Origin of the sequence: Candidatus Litorirhabdus singularis (assembly GCF_026262625.1) — a bacterium.
Lineage (GTDB): Bacteria > Pseudomonadota > Gammaproteobacteria > Pseudomonadales > Halieaceae > Litorirhabdus > Litorirhabdus singularis.
This window is the reverse complement of record NZ_SHNN01000002.1, coordinates 261,177-282,188: the sequence shown is the minus strand read 5'-3', so window position 1 is coordinate 282,188 and position 21,012 is coordinate 261,177. Positions and strand designations below refer to the sequence as shown.

At 55.5% G+C, this 21,012-nt stretch carries 19 protein-coding genes; all 19 read right to left on the bottom strand.

From position 1 onward, the window contains the following. Positions 1-33: 33 nt before the first annotated feature. The 19 genes from EYC98_RS09635 to EYC98_RS09545 all read right to left on the bottom strand — a co-directional run bounded on the left by EYC98_RS09635 (position 34) and on the right by EYC98_RS09545 (position 21,012). Entirely contained in the window at positions 34-813 is a 780-nt protein-coding gene (locus EYC98_RS09635; protein WP_279245138.1) for an SDR family NAD(P)-dependent oxidoreductase, read from the bottom strand. 62 nt (positions 814-875) lie between these two features. Beyond that, positions 876-1,655 (bottom strand): SDR family NAD(P)-dependent oxidoreductase, encoded by a 780-nt coding sequence (locus EYC98_RS09630; protein ID WP_279245137.1) that lies wholly within the window; start codon positions 1,653-1,655, stop codon positions 876-878. Positions 1,656-1,659: 4 nt separating this feature from the next. After that, positions 1,660-2,430 carry an SDR family NAD(P)-dependent oxidoreductase gene (locus EYC98_RS09625; RefSeq protein ID WP_279245136.1) on the bottom strand — a complete coding sequence of 257 codons (771 nt, stop codon included), beginning with the start codon at positions 2,428-2,430 and terminating at the stop codon, positions 1,660-1,662. Between the two features lie 36 nt (positions 2,431-2,466). After that, positions 2,467-4,251 (bottom strand): acyclic terpene utilization AtuA family protein, encoded by a 1,785-nt coding sequence (locus EYC98_RS09620; RefSeq protein WP_279245135.1) that lies wholly within the window; start codon positions 4,249-4,251, stop codon positions 2,467-2,469. 3 nt (positions 4,252-4,254) lie between these two features. Then, complete coding sequence (locus tag EYC98_RS09615; protein WP_279245134.1) at positions 4,255-6,216, bottom strand: acetyl/propionyl/methylcrotonyl-CoA carboxylase subunit alpha; 1,962 nt, start codon at positions 6,214-6,216, stop codon at positions 4,255-4,257. A 55-nt stretch (positions 6,217-6,271) separates the two neighbouring features. Continuing rightward, the gene (locus tag EYC98_RS09610; protein ID WP_279245133.1) at positions 6,272-7,405 is read right to left on the bottom strand and encodes an acyl-CoA dehydrogenase family protein; all 1,134 of its coding nucleotides are present in this window, start codon (positions 7,403-7,405) and stop codon (positions 6,272-6,274) included. 11 nt (positions 7,406-7,416) lie between these two features. Next, positions 7,417-8,625, bottom strand: coding sequence for an acyl-CoA dehydrogenase family protein (locus EYC98_RS09605; protein WP_279245132.1), 1,209 nt, complete (start codon positions 8,623-8,625; stop codon positions 7,417-7,419). A 10-nt stretch (positions 8,626-8,635) separates the two neighbouring features. Continuing rightward, positions 8,636-9,436 (bottom strand): enoyl-CoA hydratase/isomerase family protein, encoded by an 801-nt coding sequence (locus EYC98_RS09600; protein ID WP_279245131.1) that lies wholly within the window; start codon positions 9,434-9,436, stop codon positions 8,636-8,638. Between the two features lies 1 nt (position 9,437). Then, positions 9,438-11,042: an acyl-CoA carboxylase subunit beta gene (locus EYC98_RS09595; RefSeq protein WP_279245130.1), complete on the bottom strand. Its 1,605-nt coding sequence runs from the start codon at positions 11,040-11,042 to the stop codon at positions 9,438-9,440. Positions 11,043-11,082: 40 nt separating this feature from the next. Continuing rightward, positions 11,083-11,712, bottom strand: coding sequence for a glutathione S-transferase family protein (locus EYC98_RS09590; protein WP_279245129.1), 630 nt, complete (start codon positions 11,710-11,712; stop codon positions 11,083-11,085). A 5-nt stretch (positions 11,713-11,717) separates the two neighbouring features. Beyond that, on the bottom strand, positions 11,718-12,890 hold the full coding sequence (locus EYC98_RS09585) for an acyl-CoA dehydrogenase family protein (RefSeq protein ID WP_279245128.1): 1,173 nt from the start codon (positions 12,888-12,890) through the stop codon (positions 11,718-11,720). A gap of 86 nt (positions 12,891-12,976) precedes the next feature. Then, a complete protein-coding gene (locus EYC98_RS09580; protein WP_279245127.1) occupies positions 12,977-14,527 on the bottom strand; it encodes an acyl-CoA carboxylase subunit beta in 1,551 nt (516 codons plus the stop codon). Next, complete coding sequence (locus tag EYC98_RS09575) at positions 14,524-15,981, bottom strand: AMP-binding protein (RefSeq protein WP_279245126.1); 1,458 nt, start codon at positions 15,979-15,981, stop codon at positions 14,524-14,526. The genes EYC98_RS09580 and EYC98_RS09575 overlap by 4 nt, the downstream gene beginning before the upstream one ends. Positions 15,982-15,986: 5 nt before the next feature. Further along, on the bottom strand, positions 15,987-16,553 hold the full coding sequence (locus EYC98_RS09570) for a heme-binding beta-barrel domain-containing protein (RefSeq protein WP_279245125.1): 567 nt from the start codon (positions 16,551-16,553) through the stop codon (positions 15,987-15,989). A 92-nt stretch (positions 16,554-16,645) separates the two neighbouring features. Beyond that, positions 16,646-17,737, bottom strand: a complete 1,092-nt coding sequence (locus EYC98_RS09565; RefSeq protein ID WP_279245124.1) for an NAD(P)H-dependent flavin oxidoreductase — start codon at positions 17,735-17,737, stop codon at positions 16,646-16,648. Next, positions 17,730-18,527, bottom strand: coding sequence for an enoyl-CoA hydratase/isomerase family protein (locus tag EYC98_RS09560; protein ID WP_279245123.1), 798 nt, complete (start codon positions 18,525-18,527; stop codon positions 17,730-17,732). Before EYC98_RS09560 ends, EYC98_RS09565 begins: the two co-directional genes overlap by 8 nt. An 18-nt stretch (positions 18,528-18,545) precedes the next feature. Then, entirely contained in the window at positions 18,546-19,241 is a 696-nt protein-coding gene (locus tag EYC98_RS09555; protein ID WP_279245122.1) for an NUDIX hydrolase, read from the bottom strand. After that, positions 19,238-20,236, bottom strand: coding sequence for an LLM class flavin-dependent oxidoreductase (locus tag EYC98_RS09550; protein ID WP_279245121.1), 999 nt, complete (start codon positions 20,234-20,236; stop codon positions 19,238-19,240). The genes EYC98_RS09555 and EYC98_RS09550 overlap by 4 nt, the downstream gene beginning before the upstream one ends. Continuing rightward, a complete protein-coding gene (locus EYC98_RS09545) occupies positions 20,233-21,012 on the bottom strand; it encodes an enoyl-CoA hydratase (protein WP_279245120.1) in 780 nt (259 codons plus the stop codon). Before EYC98_RS09545 ends, EYC98_RS09550 begins: the two co-directional genes overlap by 4 nt.

Here is a 21,012-nt window from a genome sequence, read left to right as displayed (position 1 = left end):
CGTAGCTATGGGCCTTTGGGTAGCTGGAGAGATCTAACCGGCACCATAGGCCATACCGCCGTCCACCTTTATGGTGCTGCCATTAGTAAAGGAGCCAGCATCACTGGCCAGAAACAATGCCGCACCAATAATTTCGTGCGGCTCGCCAGCGCGACCCAGGGGCACCGTGCGGGCAAATATCTGCTTCACCTCATCGGTCCAGGCCTTCGCAATATCGGTCATAAAGGGCCCTGGCATAATGCAGTTGGTACGCACTTTGGGCGCAAAGGCATGAGCAAAACCCTGCGTCATACTATTGATACCGGCCTTGGCGGCTGCATAGGGTATTTCCGCAGCGCCCGGAGCGATAGAAGAGGTGCTGCTCACATTGATAATCGAACCACCCTGCTCTGCTGCCATTTTTTCGGCAACCACCGATGACAGTCGAAACGGGCCCGCCAGATTCACCCCAATAACCTTGTCGAAGAGCTCGCGACTAACGCCAGACAATGACTCGTAGAGCGGTGACATACCTGCGTTATTAACCAACACATCAATACGGCCGAAATGCGCGTAGGTCTTAGCCAACAGCTCATCACAGGCATCCCAGTGGCCAACGTGACAGGCAATCGGCAAGCACTCAGCACCGGTGGCGGCGGAAATTTCAGCCGCTGCCACATCACAGGACTCCTGCTTACGCGAACTGATCACCAAACTGGCACCGGCCTCAGCAAAGGCGTGGCACATAGCCAAACCCAAACCGCGACTACCGCCGGTAACCAGAATAACTTTACCGCTAAGATCAAAATGGCTGGCGGTTCTATTGGCATCCATACGGGTATTTCCTTATCTCATTAAAAACGGAAAGACTGGACCAGAAACCAGTCAAGCTCGCTCTAGGCATTGCGAATGGTCAAACCACCGTCAACTAACAAAGTAGCGCCGGTAATAAACCCGGATGCCGGCAATACCAGACTCAAGGTGGCATGCGCCACTTCTTCCGGCTCCGCGTAACGTCTCAGCGCTGTGCGCCGCTGCGAAAAAGTTGCCTTGTCCGACTCCGGTATCGCCGCAGTAATACCGGTTCGCACTGGACCAGGACAGACGCAGTTAACCGTTATGCCCTCTTTACCCAAATCTACCGCCATCGCCCGGGTCAGTCCCATCGAAGCGTGCTTCGCCACTACGTACGCACTATTAAAACGAGTAGCTCCGTGAGCTTCAGTAGACGCAACGTTGATAATGCGCGGATGTTCAGACTGACGCAGCCATGGCAGCGCAGCACGAATCGCCCAGGCCTGCGCGGTAGCCATTACCGCCATTGAGGTATCCCAGGAAGTAGCATAGCTGTCGTCATCAATAGCGGCGGGCAGCGCGAAACCTGCATTATTGATCAGTATATCGATAATGCCAAAGTGCTCACCCACCTGCTGTACGGCTGAGCTGACCGCATCACGCTCTACCAAATCTAGCGGTAGCGCCAAAACTTCTGCGCCCACTCCACGGCATTCGTTGGCAACCGACTCCAATGCAGTAGCATCAATATCGAACAGCGCCAGACGCGCTCCTTCATCCGCAAACAAATGCGCCGTCGCACGACCCATACCGCTGGCCGCGCCAGTCACAATGGCAACTTTGCCCGCTATCGAACGACTGAACTTTGAGAGACGATTCATCACCCTACCCCGCATTGGCGACAGTGCCGCCGTCAAGGACTATGGTATGACCGCACACGTAGTTACTGGCGCGTGAGCAAAGGTAGATCGCTGTTCCTGCCGCGTCTTCTGGTGTACCCAGCGTACGAGTGGGAATACCCAGCTTCATATCTTCCTCAAAGTCAGCCAGATGCTTTGTCATCTTGCTGGGGAAGTAACCCGGGGCTATGCCGTTGACATTGATGCCTTCTGGCGCCAGATCGGCGGCCAGATGACGAGTCAATTGCAACACCGCTGCCTTGCTTGATGAATAAGAGTAGTTGTTCATGCCCGGATGGGTAATCCCGTTGATGGAGGCAATGTTGACCACCCGCGAAGGGTCGCCTACGGCAGCAGCCTGACGCAGGCCCGGCAACAGCTGTTGGGTGAGAAAAAACAGTGATTTGACGTTCAGGTCCATGACTTTGTCCCACCCGCTTTCTGGAAACTCTTCCAGCGGTGCGCCCCAAGTCGCTCCTGCATTATTAATCAGGATATCCAGTTTCGGTTCAAGCGCATTAATCGCAGCAGCGAAATCCAACACGCCCTCAAGCGTTCCCAAATTCGAGGGTATCGCAATGCACTCTCCAAACGCAGAAAGTTCTTTGGCAGTAGCTTCCAACTGCTCCACCTTGCGTGCCGTAATATAGGTTTTGGCCCCATTTTCCACCAGCCCGCGTGCAATCGTTGCGCCAATACCGGTAGATCCGCCGGTTACCACGGCCACCTTGCCGGCTACGCTGAATAAGTCTTTCATAATCTCTATCCTGTTGGGTAAATTAGCAGTCGACGGCTAGCCGACCAGGAGTGCCGCTGGTATCTGGATTTCTATCGACAATAGTTGCTGCGCCAGCGACTTGCCCTGAGCATCGGTGCGCAGCGACGCAGCGCCGCCTCCACCCAGAGCTTCGGTCATAAAGAAATTAAAGGCGCCCATGCCGGGTAATTCAAACCGCTCCACCTCACCGTGCACCAGATGAGCGAAATATTCCGCTACCGCCTGAGCGGTAAGCTGACTTTGCAAATAGGGCAAATATGCGCGCTCTCGCGATAAAACCCCAATATTGGCATTGTTGCCTTTATCACCGCTGCGCGCATACGCGAGTTGCTCAAGTAATACTGTAGCCATTGCCTGTGAGCTATCGACATCATCTAGCGCCATCTTGTAGCGACCGCGAGGCTCCGATGTTGCAGGGGTTGTATAAGGTTGATTGACGATAGTCTCTGTGCCGACCTGCACCACCACGGTCACCAGTTCCTTGTCGATCATAGTGGAATGCACCCGCATCAAACCCCCAGGTCTGACGCGTCCACCGCCAAGACCATAAAAGCCAGGTACGCCTGAGGTGCCCAGATAGACCATCTCATTGGCGGCAAACTGTAATGCCGCCGGGTCATCGTGGTGCAATCCAAACTTCGCCGTTACCTCGCGGGTCGCCCGCGCAGCTTCCGAGGCGTGTGGTCCAAAGGTGTGCTCAGCGCCCAGATACTCAAGATCAACGGCGCGAAAATCTTCGATACCCTGGGCCTCATAGTAGCTACGCACACGCTGTACCCACGCTTCCATAGCAGTCTCGGCTTTGTCCCGAGCGCGCAATCCGCCAATCATGACGCAGCCCTTAATCTGAAAACCATCGCGCCAAGTAGCACACACCTTATAACGATCACCCGGCGCGCGACCGCGGGCGCCACTGACTTTAACCAGATTGTCCCCAATCTGCTCAAGTTGCACATTACTGAAATCGCAGGCGACATCGGGCAACAGGTAATTGCCCGGGTCAGCTATTTCATAGAGTATCTGCTCGCCGACGCTGCCAATGGTGGCAAGTCCACCGCTGTCACGCGGAATGCCAATGACAAAACTGCCGTCGGCACTGACTTCTGCGATCGGATAACTGATATCGGCAAAGTCCGGCACCGTATGCCAGTCGGTATAGTTGCCGCCAGTACACTGCGCACCGCATTCAATCACATGCCCGCACAGGGAACCCTGCGCCAATAGATCGTAGTCCGATGTCTGCCAGCCAAACTCATGTATCAACGGCCCGAGCATAACCGCGCTGTCAACGACCCGCCCGGTAACCACTACATCGGCACCCGCAGCCAGCGCGTCGGCAATCGGTTGGGCACCCAGATACGCGTTGATACTGGCGAGTTTGTCAGGCAGCGGATCACCGGTCTGGTTTTCGGTCATCGCTGCCACTGGCAGGTCTTCACGGCCTAGTAAGTTGTCTCCGTAGACACCGCCAATTTTCAGGTTGAGACCCTGTTGTTCGCAAAGCTGCTGCAAGGCGGCAATACAGGCGGGTACATTAACGCCGCCGGCATTGGCCACCACCTTGATACCCTTGGCAGCGCAATCCGCAAGCACGTCGGCCATAGCCACCGTTACAAAATCAATGGCATAACCCAGGTCATCATTTTTCTGGCGTGCCTTCGCCAGAATAGCCATGGTTATCTCGGCCAGATAATCGAAAACCAGATAGTCGATATCGCCTTTATCCACCAATTGTCGAGCAGATAGCTGACTGTCTCCATAAAATCCTGCGGCACAGCCTATACGCACAGTTTTTGCCATTGCTTACGCCTCCTCCGATGCCGTGACGACAGCGAGTAACTGCCGGGCACTGACCTGATCCCCGACCGCACAGTTCAGTGCCGCCACGGTGCCGGCAACGCCCGACTTTAGCGGATGCTCCATCTTCATGGCATCCAATACCACCAAGGTCTGCCCCGCCACCACTTGATCGCCAACGGCCACGTTGATGGCAACGATAGCGCCGTCCATTGAGGCTTTCACCTCCCCGCTACCAGCTCCCGCGACCGCAGCTGCGGGCGCCTGAGTCAGGTCTTCAATCTGCCAATGCCCGCTGCCATCATCCAGCCAGAGCATATTGCCCTCGCGATAAAAACGTACGCTGAACATAATTCCCGCAATAATAAGCACGGCGCTGGTGGCGGACATCGAAACCAGACTGAGGCCAATTCGCTGCTCACCTATCATCGCCTCGTAACCGCTCGGTAGCTGCTGCAGAGACACCTCGTAATGCCCCGTCGCCGTCGCCAACTGATAGCAATAGCCAGCGCCTGCCGGGTTTTGCCAACCCTGCACCTCACCGGTGTGGCTAGCTGAGTTCAGCAGTGCCGCCACCGCCAATGTGGTTGCGGCTGGAGCCGCCTCATCCATACTCGGGTCTGCGCTAAAGTGTTGCTCGATGAATGCGGTGGTGGCATTACCGGCAAGAAATTCAGGATGACGCAAAATGTTCTCTAGAAACTGCTTATTGCTATTGACCCCGAGTAGCGCTGTGTCCTGCAAAGCACTGGCCAGCTTGCGGCAGGCATCATCACGTGATTCCCCATGCGCCACCAGTTTGGCCAGCATCGGGTCGTAATAGGGAGACACGGTTTGTCCTGCGGCAATACCGTGGTCAACCCGCAGGCCTGAACGCTGAGGAAAAGCCCAGACCTTAATATCACCAGTTTGCGGCAAAAACTGTTGCCGCGGGTCCTCAGCATAAAGTCGCACCTCCACAGCATGACCAGTCAGCTTGATGTCTTCCTGACGCAACGGCAGCACTTCACCCGCAGCAACGCGAATCTGCCAGGCGACCAAATCCTGTCCGGTAATTTCCTCGGTAACCGGATGCTCAACTTGCAACCGCGTATTCATCTCCAAAAAATAGAAATTACGCTCGCCGTCAACCAAAAACTCAACGGTACCGGCACCTCGATAGCCGCAGGATTGTGCTGCTTCTACCGCTGCAGTCCCCATCCGTTCGCGCAGCCCAGCGTCAACGAACGGCGAGGGTGCTTCCTCGACTACTTTTTGATGACGGCGCTGAATTGAGCAGTCTCGCTCACCAAGATATACCGTATTGCCGTGGTTATCCGCGAACACCTGAATTTCTATATGGTGCGGTTCCAGTACGGCACGCTCCAGAATCAGCTCTCCGCTGCCAAAGGCATTCAACGCCTCGGAGCGAGCCGTTTTAAGCTGCTCAGCAAGTTCAGATGGCTCCAGCACCAAACGCATACCACGCCCGCCGCCGCCCGCCGATGCCTTGACCATCAGCGGAAAGCCAACCGCAGCGGCCTGCTTCAGCAGGGTCGCATCATCTTGTTGTTCACCCTGGTAACCGGGTATGCAAGGCACTTCGGCAGCCAGCATCGCCAGTTTCGATAAGCGCTTGCTGCCCATCAATTCAATAGCGTCCGCCGGAGGGCCAATAAAGCAGATCCCAGCCTCGACACAGGCTCGGGCAAAGTCGCTGTTCTCTGAGAGAAAGCCGTAGCCTGGATGAATCGCATCAGCACCCGTCCGTCTAGCAGCTTCCAAGATAGCCTCTGCGCGCAGATAAGACTCCGCTGCTGCGGGCGGACCTATACACACCGCCTCGTCCGCAAACTCTACGTGCAGCGCCGACGAATCTGCCTCGCTATAAACCGCGACGGTACGGTAGCCGAGTTCACGCGCAGTGCGCATAACCCGCACGGCAATTTCGCCCCGGTTAGCTACCAGTATCTTGCTGAAACCGTTCATTTATACCTCCTGTTACGCTCTGGAGACTATCGGTTGGCGTCGCGGACTAACCACCTCAATCTAACAATAACGCTGCCAGACGTTTGCGGTGATGATAAGCATCACCAAACTGCTGCTGCACCCACTGTGCGCGACGCATATACAGCTGTGCGTCGCACTCGTAGGTAAATCCCATACCACCGTGAAACTGAATGGCACGGTCACCGGCGAAGGTAATGGCATCTGTGGCCTGAGCCTTGGACATACGACAGGCAACCTCTGCGTCCTCAGAGAGGGCCTCATCGCCGATAACAGATGCCGCATGGTAGACATGGCAGCGTGCTGAATCCATCGCCGTAAGGATTTCGACTGTCGGATGCTTGAGGCCCTGATAGGAACCAATCAAACGCCCAAACTGTTTACGTGTCTTGAGATAATCAACCACGACATCCAGACAGGCCGCCGCGCTACCGGCAGCTTCTGCAGCTACTAGCAAAGCACCGAGCAGGTGTATGTCGCGCAATGCAGATGCGGCAAGCGGACCGCGCATAACAGCGTCTGCTGATACGCTAACACCACTGAAGTCTACCTTACAGGCACGCTTGGTCTCGTCGATCAGGGTTTGTGACTGCAGTGCTGAGTCCGCCAATTGTGCGCGCTCTACCAACACCAGCGCAGACTCGCCGTCGAGACTGGCATGTACCACGAACAATTGAGCCACAGCGGCATCAGGCACATACCATTTGGTACCTTGCAGAGTAATCTCAGACCCGGCAACCGTCGCCGTACAGGTCGTATCCGGTGCGCCCCAGTCTTCATTATCCAGTAATGCCAACGTGGCTGTAGTACCCTCAGCCAGACGGGGTAGCCAGGTGTCTTTTTGTTGGCTCTCTCCAGCGCGGAGAATCGCTTGCGCCGCCAAGGTAGTAGAGAAAAACGGCGTAGAAAGCAGACCACGCCCCATGCTCTCTGCCAGCGGGACCACGGAGCCAAAACCTAACCCGGACCCGCCATACTGTTCGGGCAATGCAATCCCCAACCATCCCAGCGCTACCATTTCCTGCCAGACATCGTCGCTGTAACCGGTGTTGCCAGGCAACAGTGCGCGCACAGCGGTAACCGGAGACTTGTCGGCACAGAAATCTCGAGCACTTTGCAGGACCATTGCCTGCTCATCACTAAAGGTGATGACGTTATTTGCTTTAGCCATTACTTTTCTCCTCAATCCTTAGGCAGGCCGAGCACGCGCTCGCCGATAATGTTGGCTTGCACCTGACTGGTACCGCCACCGATAGTCGTGGCAAAATTATTGAAATAGGCGCGCTGCCAGAAACCGCCAGAAATAGCGTCGTCATCACCCACATAGAGACTGCCCTGAGCACCCTGCAGTGCAACGGCGTACTGGCGCATCTCGCGAGCGAACTCGGAACTGCGCAGTTTCCCACTCAGCGCCAAGGAGAATGGATAATCCGTATTCAAAGCAGAATGAGCCTGACGCCGCTCACCTAATGAAATAGCTTTCTCTTCCATCAGCAGTTGCACCAAACGATCACGCACTAAAGGGTCTTTTAGCAGTGGCTCACCATCGCGCTTGAGTCCACGCAGATCCTTAATAAGGTCTTCCATCACAGTACGAACTACCATAAGGCCACCGGCAGCACCTGCCTCGGCGCCGCGCTCATACTGCAGTGTCTGCATGGCAATACGCCAGCCCTGCCCTTCTTCACCCATAATGCAGTCTGCAGGAATTCTGGCGTCGGTAAAAAAGGTCTCGCAGAATCCGTACTCGCCCGTCATCTTCTGAATCGGGCGCGGATCAATACCAGCTACGTCCATAGGCGCGAGAAAGAATGACAGGCCGTCATACTTGCGTGCGCCCTGGGTGCTGGTTCGCGCCAGCAGGATCATGTACTTGGCATAGTTGCCCATAGTGGTCCAGATCTTGGTGCCGTTAACAACGTAGTCGTCACCATCGCGCACCGCGCGACACTGGGCGTTACCCAGGTCAGAGCCGTGATCAGGTTCAGAGAAGCCCTGGCACCAAACATCTTCCGCATTGAGTATACCTTTAAGATACTTCTGCTTTTCTGCCTCGGTGCCAATATCATTGATAAGCGGTCCGGTCCAACTAAGTCCAATAACGTTGAAGCAAATAGGGACCGCATGACGTTTCATTTCCTGATCGGCTATACGCTGATAAATGGGGGCCACCGCTTGACCGCCATACTCTTTGGGCCAGGCCATACCCAGATAACCGGCACTCCAAATCTTATGCTGCCATTCACGCAAGAACTCCAGCACCTGCTCGCTGCCGACCTCCATAAAAGTCTGCGGCAACAAAAAGCCGGGGTCTGCTGGCTTGTTATCCTTCATCCACGCCGAAACTTCGGCGCGAAATTCGCCCAGTTCCTGTTCGCTTACTTCACTCATCGTACTCTCCTTAAACCGCCCACAAGGGCAGCCTCTTTTCCAAAAATGCGTTAGTGCCTTCCTTGCCTTCGTGACTATTTATCGCGTTGGCAAAATCATCGGAGGCGCGATCCAGCAAACTCTCCAAATCGGTTGAACCTACATCCAACATCAGCTGTTTGGTCGCTGCATTAGCCTCAGGCGCACAGCGCCGGACTTTGCTAAGCACCGCTTCTAATTGTTCTTGCATAGCCGCCGTACCGTCCGTCACGTAATGCACCAGACCCAGTTCGCGAGCAGCAGTTCCATTGATACGCTCGCCCAGCAGTGCCAGGCGCCTGGCCTGAGTTAGACCGATGCGCATAACCACAAACGGGGCAATTTGCGCGGGGATAATACCGAGACCGGTTTCCGGCATACCGAACTTGGCGTTTACATCGGCTATCGCCACATCGCTGATACAGGCAAGACCAAACCCACCTCCCAGTACTGCGCCTTCCAAAGCAGCGATCACCACCTGCGGCGCGCGATTAACCTGCGCGGCCAGACGTCCGAAAGAACGGTTAAATTCCCAAGCCTGGCGCTCAGCTTCTTCTTTGGTGCCGCCCTGTTGCATACCGCCGATATCACCGCCGGAACAAAAATGCCCCTCACTGCCCCTAAGCACCACGGCTCGTATATCGCGATTGTCAGCTATTGCAGTAAAAGTCTCGGAGATTCCATTGACGACGGCGGCGTTCATCGCGTTGCGTTTTTCTGGCCGGTTGATGGTCAGATATAAAACGCCCGCATCCAGTTCTATCAATAGCTCAGGGTAATCAGGAAACTGCATATCAGAGCCTCGCTATGCCAAAAGTATTAGGCTGCACTTCACGCTGGTCGGCTTCCCTGCAGACACTTAGCACAAAGGCAACGATATCGCGGGTGTCACGCGGATCGATCAAGGCGTCATCCCAGACTCTGGCAGTATTGGCCAGCGCATGTGACTGCGCCTCCATAGCCTCTACCACCATGCGTTCGCGACCGTCCAGTTCAGACTCATCAACGTCACCCGCCTTTTGCATTTGCGCCTGCCATACCTGACGCATAACCTGACCAGCCTGTGGTGGACCCATCACCGACACTACGCTGCGCGGCCAGGCAAACATAAATCGCGGCCCCATACCGCGACCGCACATGGCGTAGTTACCAGCCCCGTAAGAACCGCCAACCACCACACTGATTTTGGGCGTCTTGCTATTGGTGACAGCCTGAATCAATTTGGAGCCGTGTTTGATAATCCCTGCGCGCTCGGACTCGGTGCCGACTATGAAGCCGGTCGTATTGTGCAGAAATAGCAGCGGCGTCGCCGATTGCTCACACAGTTGAATAAACTGTCCCGCCTTGGCTGCTCCGTTGGCGGTTATCGGTCCATTGTTGCCAATAACACCGCAGGGCTGGCCCTTGATTTCAATATGACCACACACGGTGCCGGCGTCATACTCCGGCTTGAAATCGAGAAAATCAGAGCCATCGGCGACCCTGGCAATTATTTCACGCACGTCATAAGGCGTTTTCGGATCCGCAGGGACTACGCCCAGCAATTCATCTCGAGCACACAGCGGCTCAGCATAATGGTCCGGCTGCGGGGCAGCGCCCCAGCCCAGCTTGCGCACAATATCCCGCGCTATGCGAATACCATCGGCATCGTTCTCCGCCAAATAATCTGCGGTGCCTGCTATCTCCGCATGCATTTCTGCACCGCCAATTTCTTCGTCCGTGGCAATTTCTCCGGTGGCAGCCTTAAGCAGCGGCGGTCCAGCCAGATAAACCGTAGACTGACGCCGGATCATCACGATGTAATCTGAGAGGCCGGGTTGGTAGGCGCCGCCTGCGGTAGCACTACCGTGAACAACGGTTATTTGCGGTATTCCTGCGGCTGATAATCGACACTGATTGGCAAATATCTCACCGGAAGGACCGAACGTCTCACCGGCAGTAGTCAAGTTGCCACCACCGCTTTGCGCCAGCGTCACTAGCGGCAGCTTTTCCCGCATGCTGATATTCTGCATGCGCATACGCTTGTCTCCACCCAGGCGAGTGATGATCCCACCTTTGGTGAGAAAGTCATCAATCATGATGACGCAGCGGGTGCCCTCGATATAGCCAATACCCGCTATCACGGACCCGCCAGCAAAACTGCCGTCTTTGTCCTGATCCTGCATATACCCGCACAGAGATGATAGCTCCAGAAACGGCGCACCAGCATCCAGCAACTGACTCAGACGCTCGCGCGGCGACATGAAGCCACGCTTGGCATAGGTGGGAGCCTTGCCTTGCGCACGTTCCAGTACACGCTGTTCAATACCCCGGAATTCATCCAGGGCCAATTTCATCGCATCGACGTTGGCTGCATAGACAGCCGCGCGCGAATCAACTGCGGATTCCAGTATCGCCATGTTCAATCCTCTCGAGAAGATATCTGGTTATGCACGGGCACTATTTGCCAGGTTCGTCGAATGCGTCCGCGCGTTGAAACGCCGGTCGCTCTCGCAGCCGCGCCAGGTAATCAGAGACTTGCGGTGTAAACTCGCGCCCCACCATTTCACCCAGCTTGAGGGTATCCGCCAGGTAAAGCGCATAACCGACCGCAATATCCGCTACCGTAAAGCGGTTATCGACTAAATACTCGCGATCAGCCAAGTGCTGGTCCAGTAGGCGCAATCGTGCATAAAACCACTTGCCATAATCTATCGCCACCGGCTGTTTTTCCGGCGTCGGTTCCAGATGAAAATAACGCATTGCTATAGTCTGAGGAAAGGTCAATGTCGCATCGCTGTGAAACAGCCAGTTGAGATAATCACCGTATTCCGCATGTTCGGCCTTGAGACCAAAATCGTAACGTTGGTAGCGCTCAACAAGATACTGACAGATGCCGCTGGACTCGGTCATACGCACTTCGCCATCGACAAAATACGGCACAGTGCCGATCACATTGGTTTCAATATAGTCTTTGTTGAACATGCGCGGTGGAAACGGCATCACTTCCAACTCGTAGTCCATGCCCATCTCTTCCAACGCCCATAAGGCGCGTAAAGAGCGAGCGCCTCTGCAATGCCATAGTTTCATCTGCCTTATACTCCGTATTGTCGCGCGGCCAGGTCGCGCATAATTTCTTCAGAACCACCACCAATGGCGTTCACCCGTACTTCTCTATAAATGCGTTCCACCCGATTGCCACGCATGTAGCCACTACCACCCAAAATCTGCATAGCCTCGCGAGCGCAAAATTCCATGGTCTCACTGGCCTGTACTTTCAGCAGTGCAATATCGCCGGGGTTGGGATTACCTGCCTCTATGGACTCATAGCAAACCCTGATGTAAGCCTGAGTCGCATTCAGTTTTTGTTTCATCTGCGCAATCTTATGCCGAATAACCTGATGATCAGCCAGGCGCTTGCCAAAGGTTTTACGCTCCTGTGCCCATTGCACGGCCTCTTCGAGACACACACGCCCACACGCTTCCATGGCCGCGGCCATAAACATACGTTCTCCATTGAAATTAGTCATGATGACGTTGAAACCCCGATTCTCCTCGCCGAGGAGGTTGGCGACTGGAACCCGCACATCGTCAAAATAAAGAGTCGCTGTATCTGATGCCCACCAGCCCTGCTTGTGGTCCAATTCAGTACGCGAGAAGCCGGGGGTATCGGTGGGAATTAGCAACATCGAAACACCGCCCGCCCCTGCACCGCCAGTACGCACCGCGGTAGACACCCAGTTGGCGCGCATGCCCCCGGTAATATAGGTCTTCGAGCCGTTAACCACGTAATCGTCACCATCACGTACCGCTGTGGTTTGCAGTTGCGCTACATCTGAACCACCGCCTGGTTCAGTAATACCCAATGCAATATGCCTGGTACCAGCGAGCACCTGCGGCGCAACCAGTTCTTTTAGCGCTTGACTGCCCCAGTTGAGTACCGGAGGCAGGCCAATACCATGCACCATCAGGCTGGCAGGAATGCCGCCGACTCCTATACGTGCCAGTTCCTCATTCGCGATCCAGTTATGCCAGCTATCAATACCCTCTAGCGTGCCACCAAATTCCTCTGGAAATCCCATACCGAGTAACCCCACCGCCGCGGCTTTGGGCCACAATTCGATGGGAATTTCACCAGCCTCATCCCAATCATCTGCAAACGGCATAATCTCGGCGTCAATAAACTTGCGCAATTGGCCGCGCCAGCTTTCATGATCGCTGGTCAGATGTGGGTTAGCCAGCCGGGCTGAATCAAACGTAAGCGACATTATTCTGTTCCTTTCTGCTTGCCGTTATTGCCAATAATGCGGCCTTAGGGCGATATGCTAAATATTGAGTGCTCATTATCGGGACATTACCAGGTATCGACAAAAGTGCGGCGGCGGCCCAGCGACGGACGCGACTTGGGCGCTGCAGCAAGCGCCCGAATAATCACCGAGCGGGTCTCCACCGGATCGATCACCGCATCGATCTCTAACTGCGCCGCGGCCTCAGTCGCCTTACCAATTTCGTACATTCGAGCCACCAGACGATCGAACAACTGCTCGCGTTCGGTCGCATCTTCGACAGCTTCAAGCTCCTTGCGATAGCCAAGCCGCACCGCCCCCTCCAGGCCCATGCCACCAAATTCGCCGGTCGGCCATGAGGCCGAATACACGGGTGCTACAAAGCTGCCTCCGGTCATTGCCATGGCACCCAAACCATAGCCCTTACGCAGAAAGATGGCGACCAGCGGTACAGTCAACGTAGCGCCGGTTACGAACAAACTCGCCATCCTACGCACTGCCGCCTGCTCTTCGTTCTGCGGACCCACCATAAAGCCCGGGGTATCTGTCAGTGACACTACCGGCAACTCAAACGCATCACACAGTTGCAGGAAGCGTCCGGCTTTCTCCGCCGCCTCCGCATCTACAGCGCCACCCAGTTGCTGACAGTCATTGGCTATAAGACCGACAGATTTCCCCTCGAGGCGCATAAAGCCAGTGATAATGGAGCGCCCGTAAACCCGCCTCAATTCCATAAAGGAATCAGTGTCGGCGATAGTTTCAATAACGCGTCGTACCGGGTAACCCCAGCGTCGGTCCTCCGGCACGGCGTTGCGTAAACCGGATTGATCAGCGCAGTTCCAATGTTCGACGGGGCCCTGGAAGTAGCTCAGTAATTGCTGGGCGATGCGAGTGGCATCCGCTTCATCTTCAGCAACGATATCAACTACGCCGTTCTTCTCTTGCACCGCAATCGGGCCGATATCAGTAGGCGCATGTTTGCCCAGACCACCGCCCTCAATCATCGCCGGCCCGGCCATACCAATCCAGGAGCTGCGAGTGGCTACGGTAATATCGGCACAGCCGAACAGGGCAGCGTTACCGGCAAAGCAGTAGCCGTTGTTCACCGCAATTCTCGGTACCAAACCACTGAGTCTCGCCCATGTAGAAAAGGACTTTATATTCAGGCCAGCAATCTGGGTGGTAACGTCGGTATCTCCGGGGCGGCCACCGCCACCCTCGGTGTACATTACAACCGGCAGTTCCCACTCCTCCGCCACTTCAAAGATCCGGTCCAGTTTCTTGTGATGGTAATAACCTTGCGTCCCCGCTAGCACTGCGTAGTCGTAGATCACTACCGCCGCGCGCTGTCCATTGATTGTAGCCACGCCAGTGATAACTGCATCGGCGGCAGTATTGACCTGTAACTCTTCATAATCGCGGCGATTGCGCTGAGCAGCTACCGCCAGCTGCCCATATTCAATAAAGGAATCTGGGTCTATCAGGTCGGCCAAATTTTCTCGGGCAGTGCGATAACCTTTTTGATGACGTTTCGCGGCGGCTTCTTCGCGCACCGTATCAAGGGTGTTCGCCAGCCGCTGTTTTAAGGCCGCCAGCTCAGGACGTAGCTCGTCAGTCATAGTTTTACCCTTGCTTCACGCAGCGCCTTACGCCGCACCTTGCCAGCATCGTCACGCAGGGGTTCACTCACAAACTCCAGCGTACGCGGAATTTTATAACGCACCAAACGCTCTGCCAGATGAGCAATCACAGCTTCTTCACTCACTTCACCACGCTCTGGCATGTCGACAATGGCGTGTACGGTGCTACCCAGATCACTGTGCGGCAAACCAATCACCGCACAGGAACGCACTCCGTGAAAAGACTCGATAGCGCCTTCTACTTCCGCCGGGTAGATGTTGGCGCCACCACTGAGAATCATGTCGGTCTGGCGATCGGTGATGTACAAGTAGCCCTCGCTATCCATGTAGCCCATATCACCCAGACTCTCCCAACCATCGGCGTCGGCTTTAGCCTCAGCGCCGACATAATGATAAGTGCTGCCCTGACCACCCTCAGGCATCATGTAAATCTCACCGACCTCGCCCGCCGGCAGCACCTCACCGTTATCACCAACCACCTTCATAAGGGTGCCGCCTAACGGCCGACCTACCGAGCCCCGGTGCGCCAACCAATCGGTTCCGTTGATAACGGTAAACCCCTGCGCCTCAGTGCCACCATAAAGTTCGAAGATGCGTTCAGCGCCAAGCCAGTCAATCCAAGCCTCTTTAAGCCACGGCGCAATTGGAGCCGCGAGATGAAACACCATTCGTAAGTGCGGAAATTCAGCGCCGGCCTTAATATCATCAGGCAGCTGCCAAATGCGATGCATCATCGTAGGCACCATATAAATCAGATCGATCTTATGCGCCTGCATGAGCTCAAGCGTCTGCGCCGCTTCAAATTTCTCGGCGATGACGAGGTGATTGCCATTACCCAAACCCGCCCACAAGAACAGAAATGGACCGTTATGATACAACGGCCCCGGCATCATGATCGATTTCTGCAGCGGCATAACCATAAACGGCTTCTGCGGATCCATGCCTGCCGCCTGTTCGGCGACTATCAGCTTGGGCCGCCCAGTGCTGCCGCCGGAGGTCATGGCTTTCATATAACGCGAGGTTTTTTCCTCAAGCTCAGTGTCTGCGAACTGCGGGTCTGGCACAAAGCCCGCTGCGACACTGGGCAGCCCCGGCAGCTGACCAGCCTCAATGCCAACGACCAAAGTGGATTGCGCCACTTCGATAATCGCATCCCGTTCGATGCTCGGCAGCCTGCTAGATACTGGCTGCGGGGTCGCACCCAGCTTCCACACCGCGTAAGTCGCCTCCACAAATTCGATGCTATTCGGTAAGGCGATAGTGACATTATCACCCTCTTTGACACCTAGCTCTGCGTACGCCCGCGCCAGACGATTACTGGCACGATCCAGTTCACCGAAACTGACACTGCGCTCGCCACAGGTCACAGCAGGGTTATCACCACTGCGCTGCGCCCAGTAATCGAGAATTCTTGAGAAGGAAACAAACGCCATCAGTGCTAGCTCCGTGTCAAGGTATTGCCATCAGTATGCGGGTAAGCCGCCTTGCCATAAATTTCCAGCACGGTGGTTTCACTGTACACCAGCGTATCGCCAGTCACTGTTATTTTGTGCTGAAACTCTGTGGTTCGTGCTTTCTCGCGCATAAAGGGTGATTGCACGATACCCCAGGTATCTGAACCATCCACTGCTTTCACCTCAATCACCGTTGTCTCGCCACTGCTCTGGGCTGTGCCGCCCGCCAGCAGTGTCACTGCTCGCGGAATCGTCAGTGTTTGACAAATAACTCCAGTAGCACTGTCCCAAAGCCAGTAGCCAACCTGATCGTGAAACACCTCGTCATTGGACTTACGATGCACCACCTGATGGTAGCGCACCACTGAAAGAGTCTGTTCTTCGGCATTGGTCACATCGCCGGCGGCCTCAAAGGTCAGCACTTCATAATAGGGACTGACCTCATCCGAGTCTGGCTCCGGAGCAACGTCCACCCCTTGATTGCCCTGCCAGACGCCTACCAAGCTGCTTAGCGGGCCATAATCAATACCTTCGATCACAGTATCTTGCATGTACATTATCTCCTGTATTCTTGTCTCTAATAAGCCAACACCGAGGCTATTCTGACTGCCTCTGGCTGACGCTCAAGCGCCGGCCAGAAGCATCACCTGCCACGCGGTTCACTCAATTGCCGTATCAGCGTATTGGCTTCGTCTATCAACTGCTCAACCCGCTCTGCCGCCGGCAGGTTACTGTAGAGCCCTACCCCCTGACCCGCCCACATTGCCATAAAATCAGCAGAGCCAGCGCGGACAGTACTTTGGCGCAATACACGTGATACGGCGTACTGAGCCGGGTACGGTAGCAAGGGTGTGTCGGCACGCTCTAAATCATTGATATAACGATTGCGAATTCCACGGGCGGGCTTTCCCGACAGGGTTGAAGTGACACAAGTATCATCAGCCTCTGCCGCGTTCAGCGCCGCGTCCCATGGTTGCGCCAGCGCGGTCTCTGGACAGCCAAGAAAAGCTGTGCCCATTTGCACGGCGGCGGCGCCCAGCGCGAAGCTGGCTACCATGCCACGCGCGTCCATGATGCCGCCAGCGGCAATCACTGGCACTTCAAGCGCATCTACCAGCCTCGGCACCAACGCCATGGATCCTATCAAACCCGCCTGATAATCACCGTCAAAGGTACCCCGATGTCCACCAGCCTCTGAGCCTTGGGCTATCACTGCATCTACCCCGGCCGCTTGCAGCTGTAATGCTTCAGCCAAAGTGGTGGCAGTGCATAACACTTTTGCTCCGGCAGCATGGATGGTCGCTACGGTTGCTGTGTCCACGCCAAAATGAAAGCTTATCACCGGCACACCAGCCTCAAGCAATACCTGCAACTGCTCCGCAGCAGGCCCAAACAAGGGTACAGGTTCAGGCACTGCACCCAACCCATATTCATCATGATAATCTTGTAGCTGCTGCGCCAGTAACCGGTCCGGCAATGCGGCTGTGTCGTATGCTTCCGTCGACTGATGAAACAGATTAACGTTAAATGGTGCATCAGTGCGCTCGTGTATATCGCGTACAGTAACGCTCAGCTGCTCGGGTGACATGCCCGCAGCACCTAACCCGCCCAGCCCGCCGGCATTACTCACGGCAGCGACCAGATCGGGGTTGGACGCACCCGCCATAGGCGCCTGTAACAGCGGGTGGACGATACCCAGTGTCTGCGCCAGCGACTTTGGCAAAAAATCATCCATCAACGTAGACCGGCTCTCTTTTTTCGAAAAACGCCGCCTGAGCTTCACGACAATCGGTGCTCAATGCTGCCAAAGACTGCTGCCGGTCTTCAAGCGCCATGGCCGCCTCAAGACTCTGCGCATCCAGATTCTGATTAATACCTTCCTTGGTAAGACGCAAACCCATAGGTGTAGTGCGCAGCATCTCGTCTATATAGGGTTGCGCAGCACTCGCTAGCTCAGCATCGGGGACAACCTCAGACACCAGGTTCACCCTGAGTGCACGCTCAGCATGAATAAAACGTCCGGTCATCATCAGCTCGGAAGCAACTGAAGCTCCGACCATACGCGGCAGAAAATAACTGCAACCCATATCGCAGGCACTGAATCCGGCGCGAATATAGGCCGCGTTCATCTTCGCTGACTCTCCCGCTATCCGAATATCTGAGGCCAGCGCCAAACTGAATCCGCCGCCGCAGGCTGCGCCATGGACGAGCGCAATAATCGGCTGCGGACAACGGCGCATAGCCCGGTAGATGTTGCCAATACGTTTCTGCATGGCATACACCGAAGTGCCGTTATAGACACCGTCAAACCCCTCACCGCTGAGGTCAGCACCGGCGCAGAACGCGCGGCCGTTTGCTCTCAGCACCACAATGCGAACACTATGGTCATCACAGAGTGAACTGAAATAAGCCTCCAGTTCATCGACCATAGCCATACTCAAGGTGTTCAATGCATCGGGGCGGTTCAGGGTCAACCAATCCACGGCGCCGCGGCGCTCCAGAACCAACGAGGTGAAATCATTCATGGCATTCTCCTGTATCAACTATTCGTAATCGATTCGCTCGCGGCCAAAACGTGACCAGTACAAGGGAACTCGGCTCGAACTGCGGCCCTGTAGCAGCTTATTCCCCAACAGTTCCAGCACCAGCTCGGTTACAGGCGAAAGCTCCAGCCGTGCGGCCTGCTTTAACGTGACCCAGCGCAGATCCTCAAGTTCGCCATTGCCTCGCAGTTGTCCGGAACAGTGTTTGGCGTCTGCAAGAAAGAACCTGGCGTCATAACGTCGCAGAGGATTCGGCGGCGTAATCGCGCGCGCCACATAGCGTAAGCGATCCAGTGCTGCCACATGTCCAGTCTCAAAAAAGGGCTGCCAATGTGGGGAGCTGGTGCTCGGCGGCTGCTTCGTAGGACGCCCTAAAATCAGACCGGTTTCTTCGTAGGTCTCACGCACCGCAGTCATCGCCAATGCTCGCGCTCGGGCCGGACTGAGGGTTTTCGTCAATTTATTCAGTTCAGGCGCGCGTAGCTGGACCGGACTGGGCACCCGAGCATCACCGGCGTCTACTCTGCCACCGGGGAACACGTACAGGTGAGGCATAAAGACATGTCCTGCACTCCGCACGCCGACCAGTATCTCACGCTGGTCGCGTACCACGATAAGGGTAGCCGCGTCGCGCGGACGCAAACTCCGCGACTGCTCGCCCTGCGCCGACACCGCCACAGCATCAGTACCGGTCAAAAACTGAAACGATCGGCAGCGAGTACATTAACCGTGGCTGGAAATATCTCCGGTGTCGGGTAAATACAGGAAACGATATTAGTATGGATACCGCCGGCCGCGTATTCGCGAATCAATTGCTGGCATTCTGCCTCGTTACCAATCAGGCCAATCTCGTCCACCAAAGAATCAGGGAGCGCCGCTGCCGTGCGCTCCCGGTCCTTCGCAGCCCAGCCTTCACGTATCTCTTGAGCCGCATCTTCATAGCCGGCCCAGGCCAGAAATTTGTTGTAGACAGGCGTAGAGTAGTAGCTGGCAAAAGCACCGCGGAACGCTGCGCGCCCGGCATCTTTATCATCAGTCACCACCATCATGTGCCGACACACGATCTCCACATCTTCCGCCTGCTTGCCTGCACGCTCCGCGCCAATGGCAACGTGCTCCATAATCCTTGGGAGCGCGGCGCGCGGAAACAAATTCAGGATAACGCCGTCACCGATTTCGGCAGCGCGCTCTACCATCTTGGGTCGCAACGCAGCCAGATAGATAGGCACATTCTCTACCGGTAACTGACGGTAACCCTTACTGGTAAGCGTCTCTCCTTCAAACGCAGTTTTTTCGCCGGCCAACATCGTGCGCAGCAATGCCACTGTTTCAGTCATGCGGGTCAGTGGCTTTTCCAGCTTCAGCCCGTGCCAATTCTCAATAATAGTGTGACTGGAGGTTCCCAATCCGGGTATAAAACGTCCCGGCCAGTTCTGGCAAATAACAGAAAAGGTGGACGCCAACACGCCTGGAGTGCGTGTATAGGCAGGGACTACCGCGATACCGACGCGCAACTTCTGCGTATTGGCAAGAATGATCGGCACCAGTGTTAGTGCATCCAATCCACCGGCATCGGCCAACCAGACATCGTCATAACCCAGGGCCTCCGCTTGCTGGGCCAGTGCAATAGTGTCGGCAACGGTTCCGGTCGGGGCCGGCAAGGATAATGCTGTGCGCTTGGGTAAACTCATACTTGTGACTTCCCTCTTTCCTGTACGCCTTTGCGGCGCTGACCAATAGTGTCACCGCTAACGCCTTTGTTGGCGTGAGCCATCACCAGTTTCTCCATCTCCATGCCCGCTCCCAGAGTGGAGTCGAAACCATCATCAACCAGTTTCTTGTAAACCTTAACCGTAGCAGGCACGCAAGAGGCGATGTCTTCTGCGACCTTCTGACACTCTGCGCCAAGCTGCTCATCTGCAACTACGCGACTCACCATGCCCCAGTCAGCGGCCTGCTGGGCGCTGATAAAATTGCCGGTAAAGTGCGCTTCCTTGGCCCGACTCGGCCCAATCATACGCGACAGCTTTTGCGACAAACCCCAGCCCGGTGCGAGACCAACCCGGCAGTGTGTATCAGCAAAACGCGCGCTATCGCCACAAATGAGGATGTCGCCCATCAGGGCCAACTCAAATCCGCCAGTAGCGGCGACTCCGTTTACGCCAACGATTATGGGACGATCAAAATCTGCCATGGCGCGCGCCACGTCATTTTCTCCATGAATCGCAAACGCATCCAGCCCACCTGGATGAGTAGCCATCGCTTTCAGATCAAGACCAGCACAGAACGCACGGCCATTACCTGTGAGAACGGCGGCAAGTATGCTTCTATCGGTTTGTAGATCTTTGAAGACATTGCACAATTCGCTGAGTAATTCCGGCGACAGCGCATTCATTTGATCGGGGCGATTGAGCGTAACAGTCGCTACTGCGCCATTTTTCTCCAACAACAATATGGGGTCAGTCAC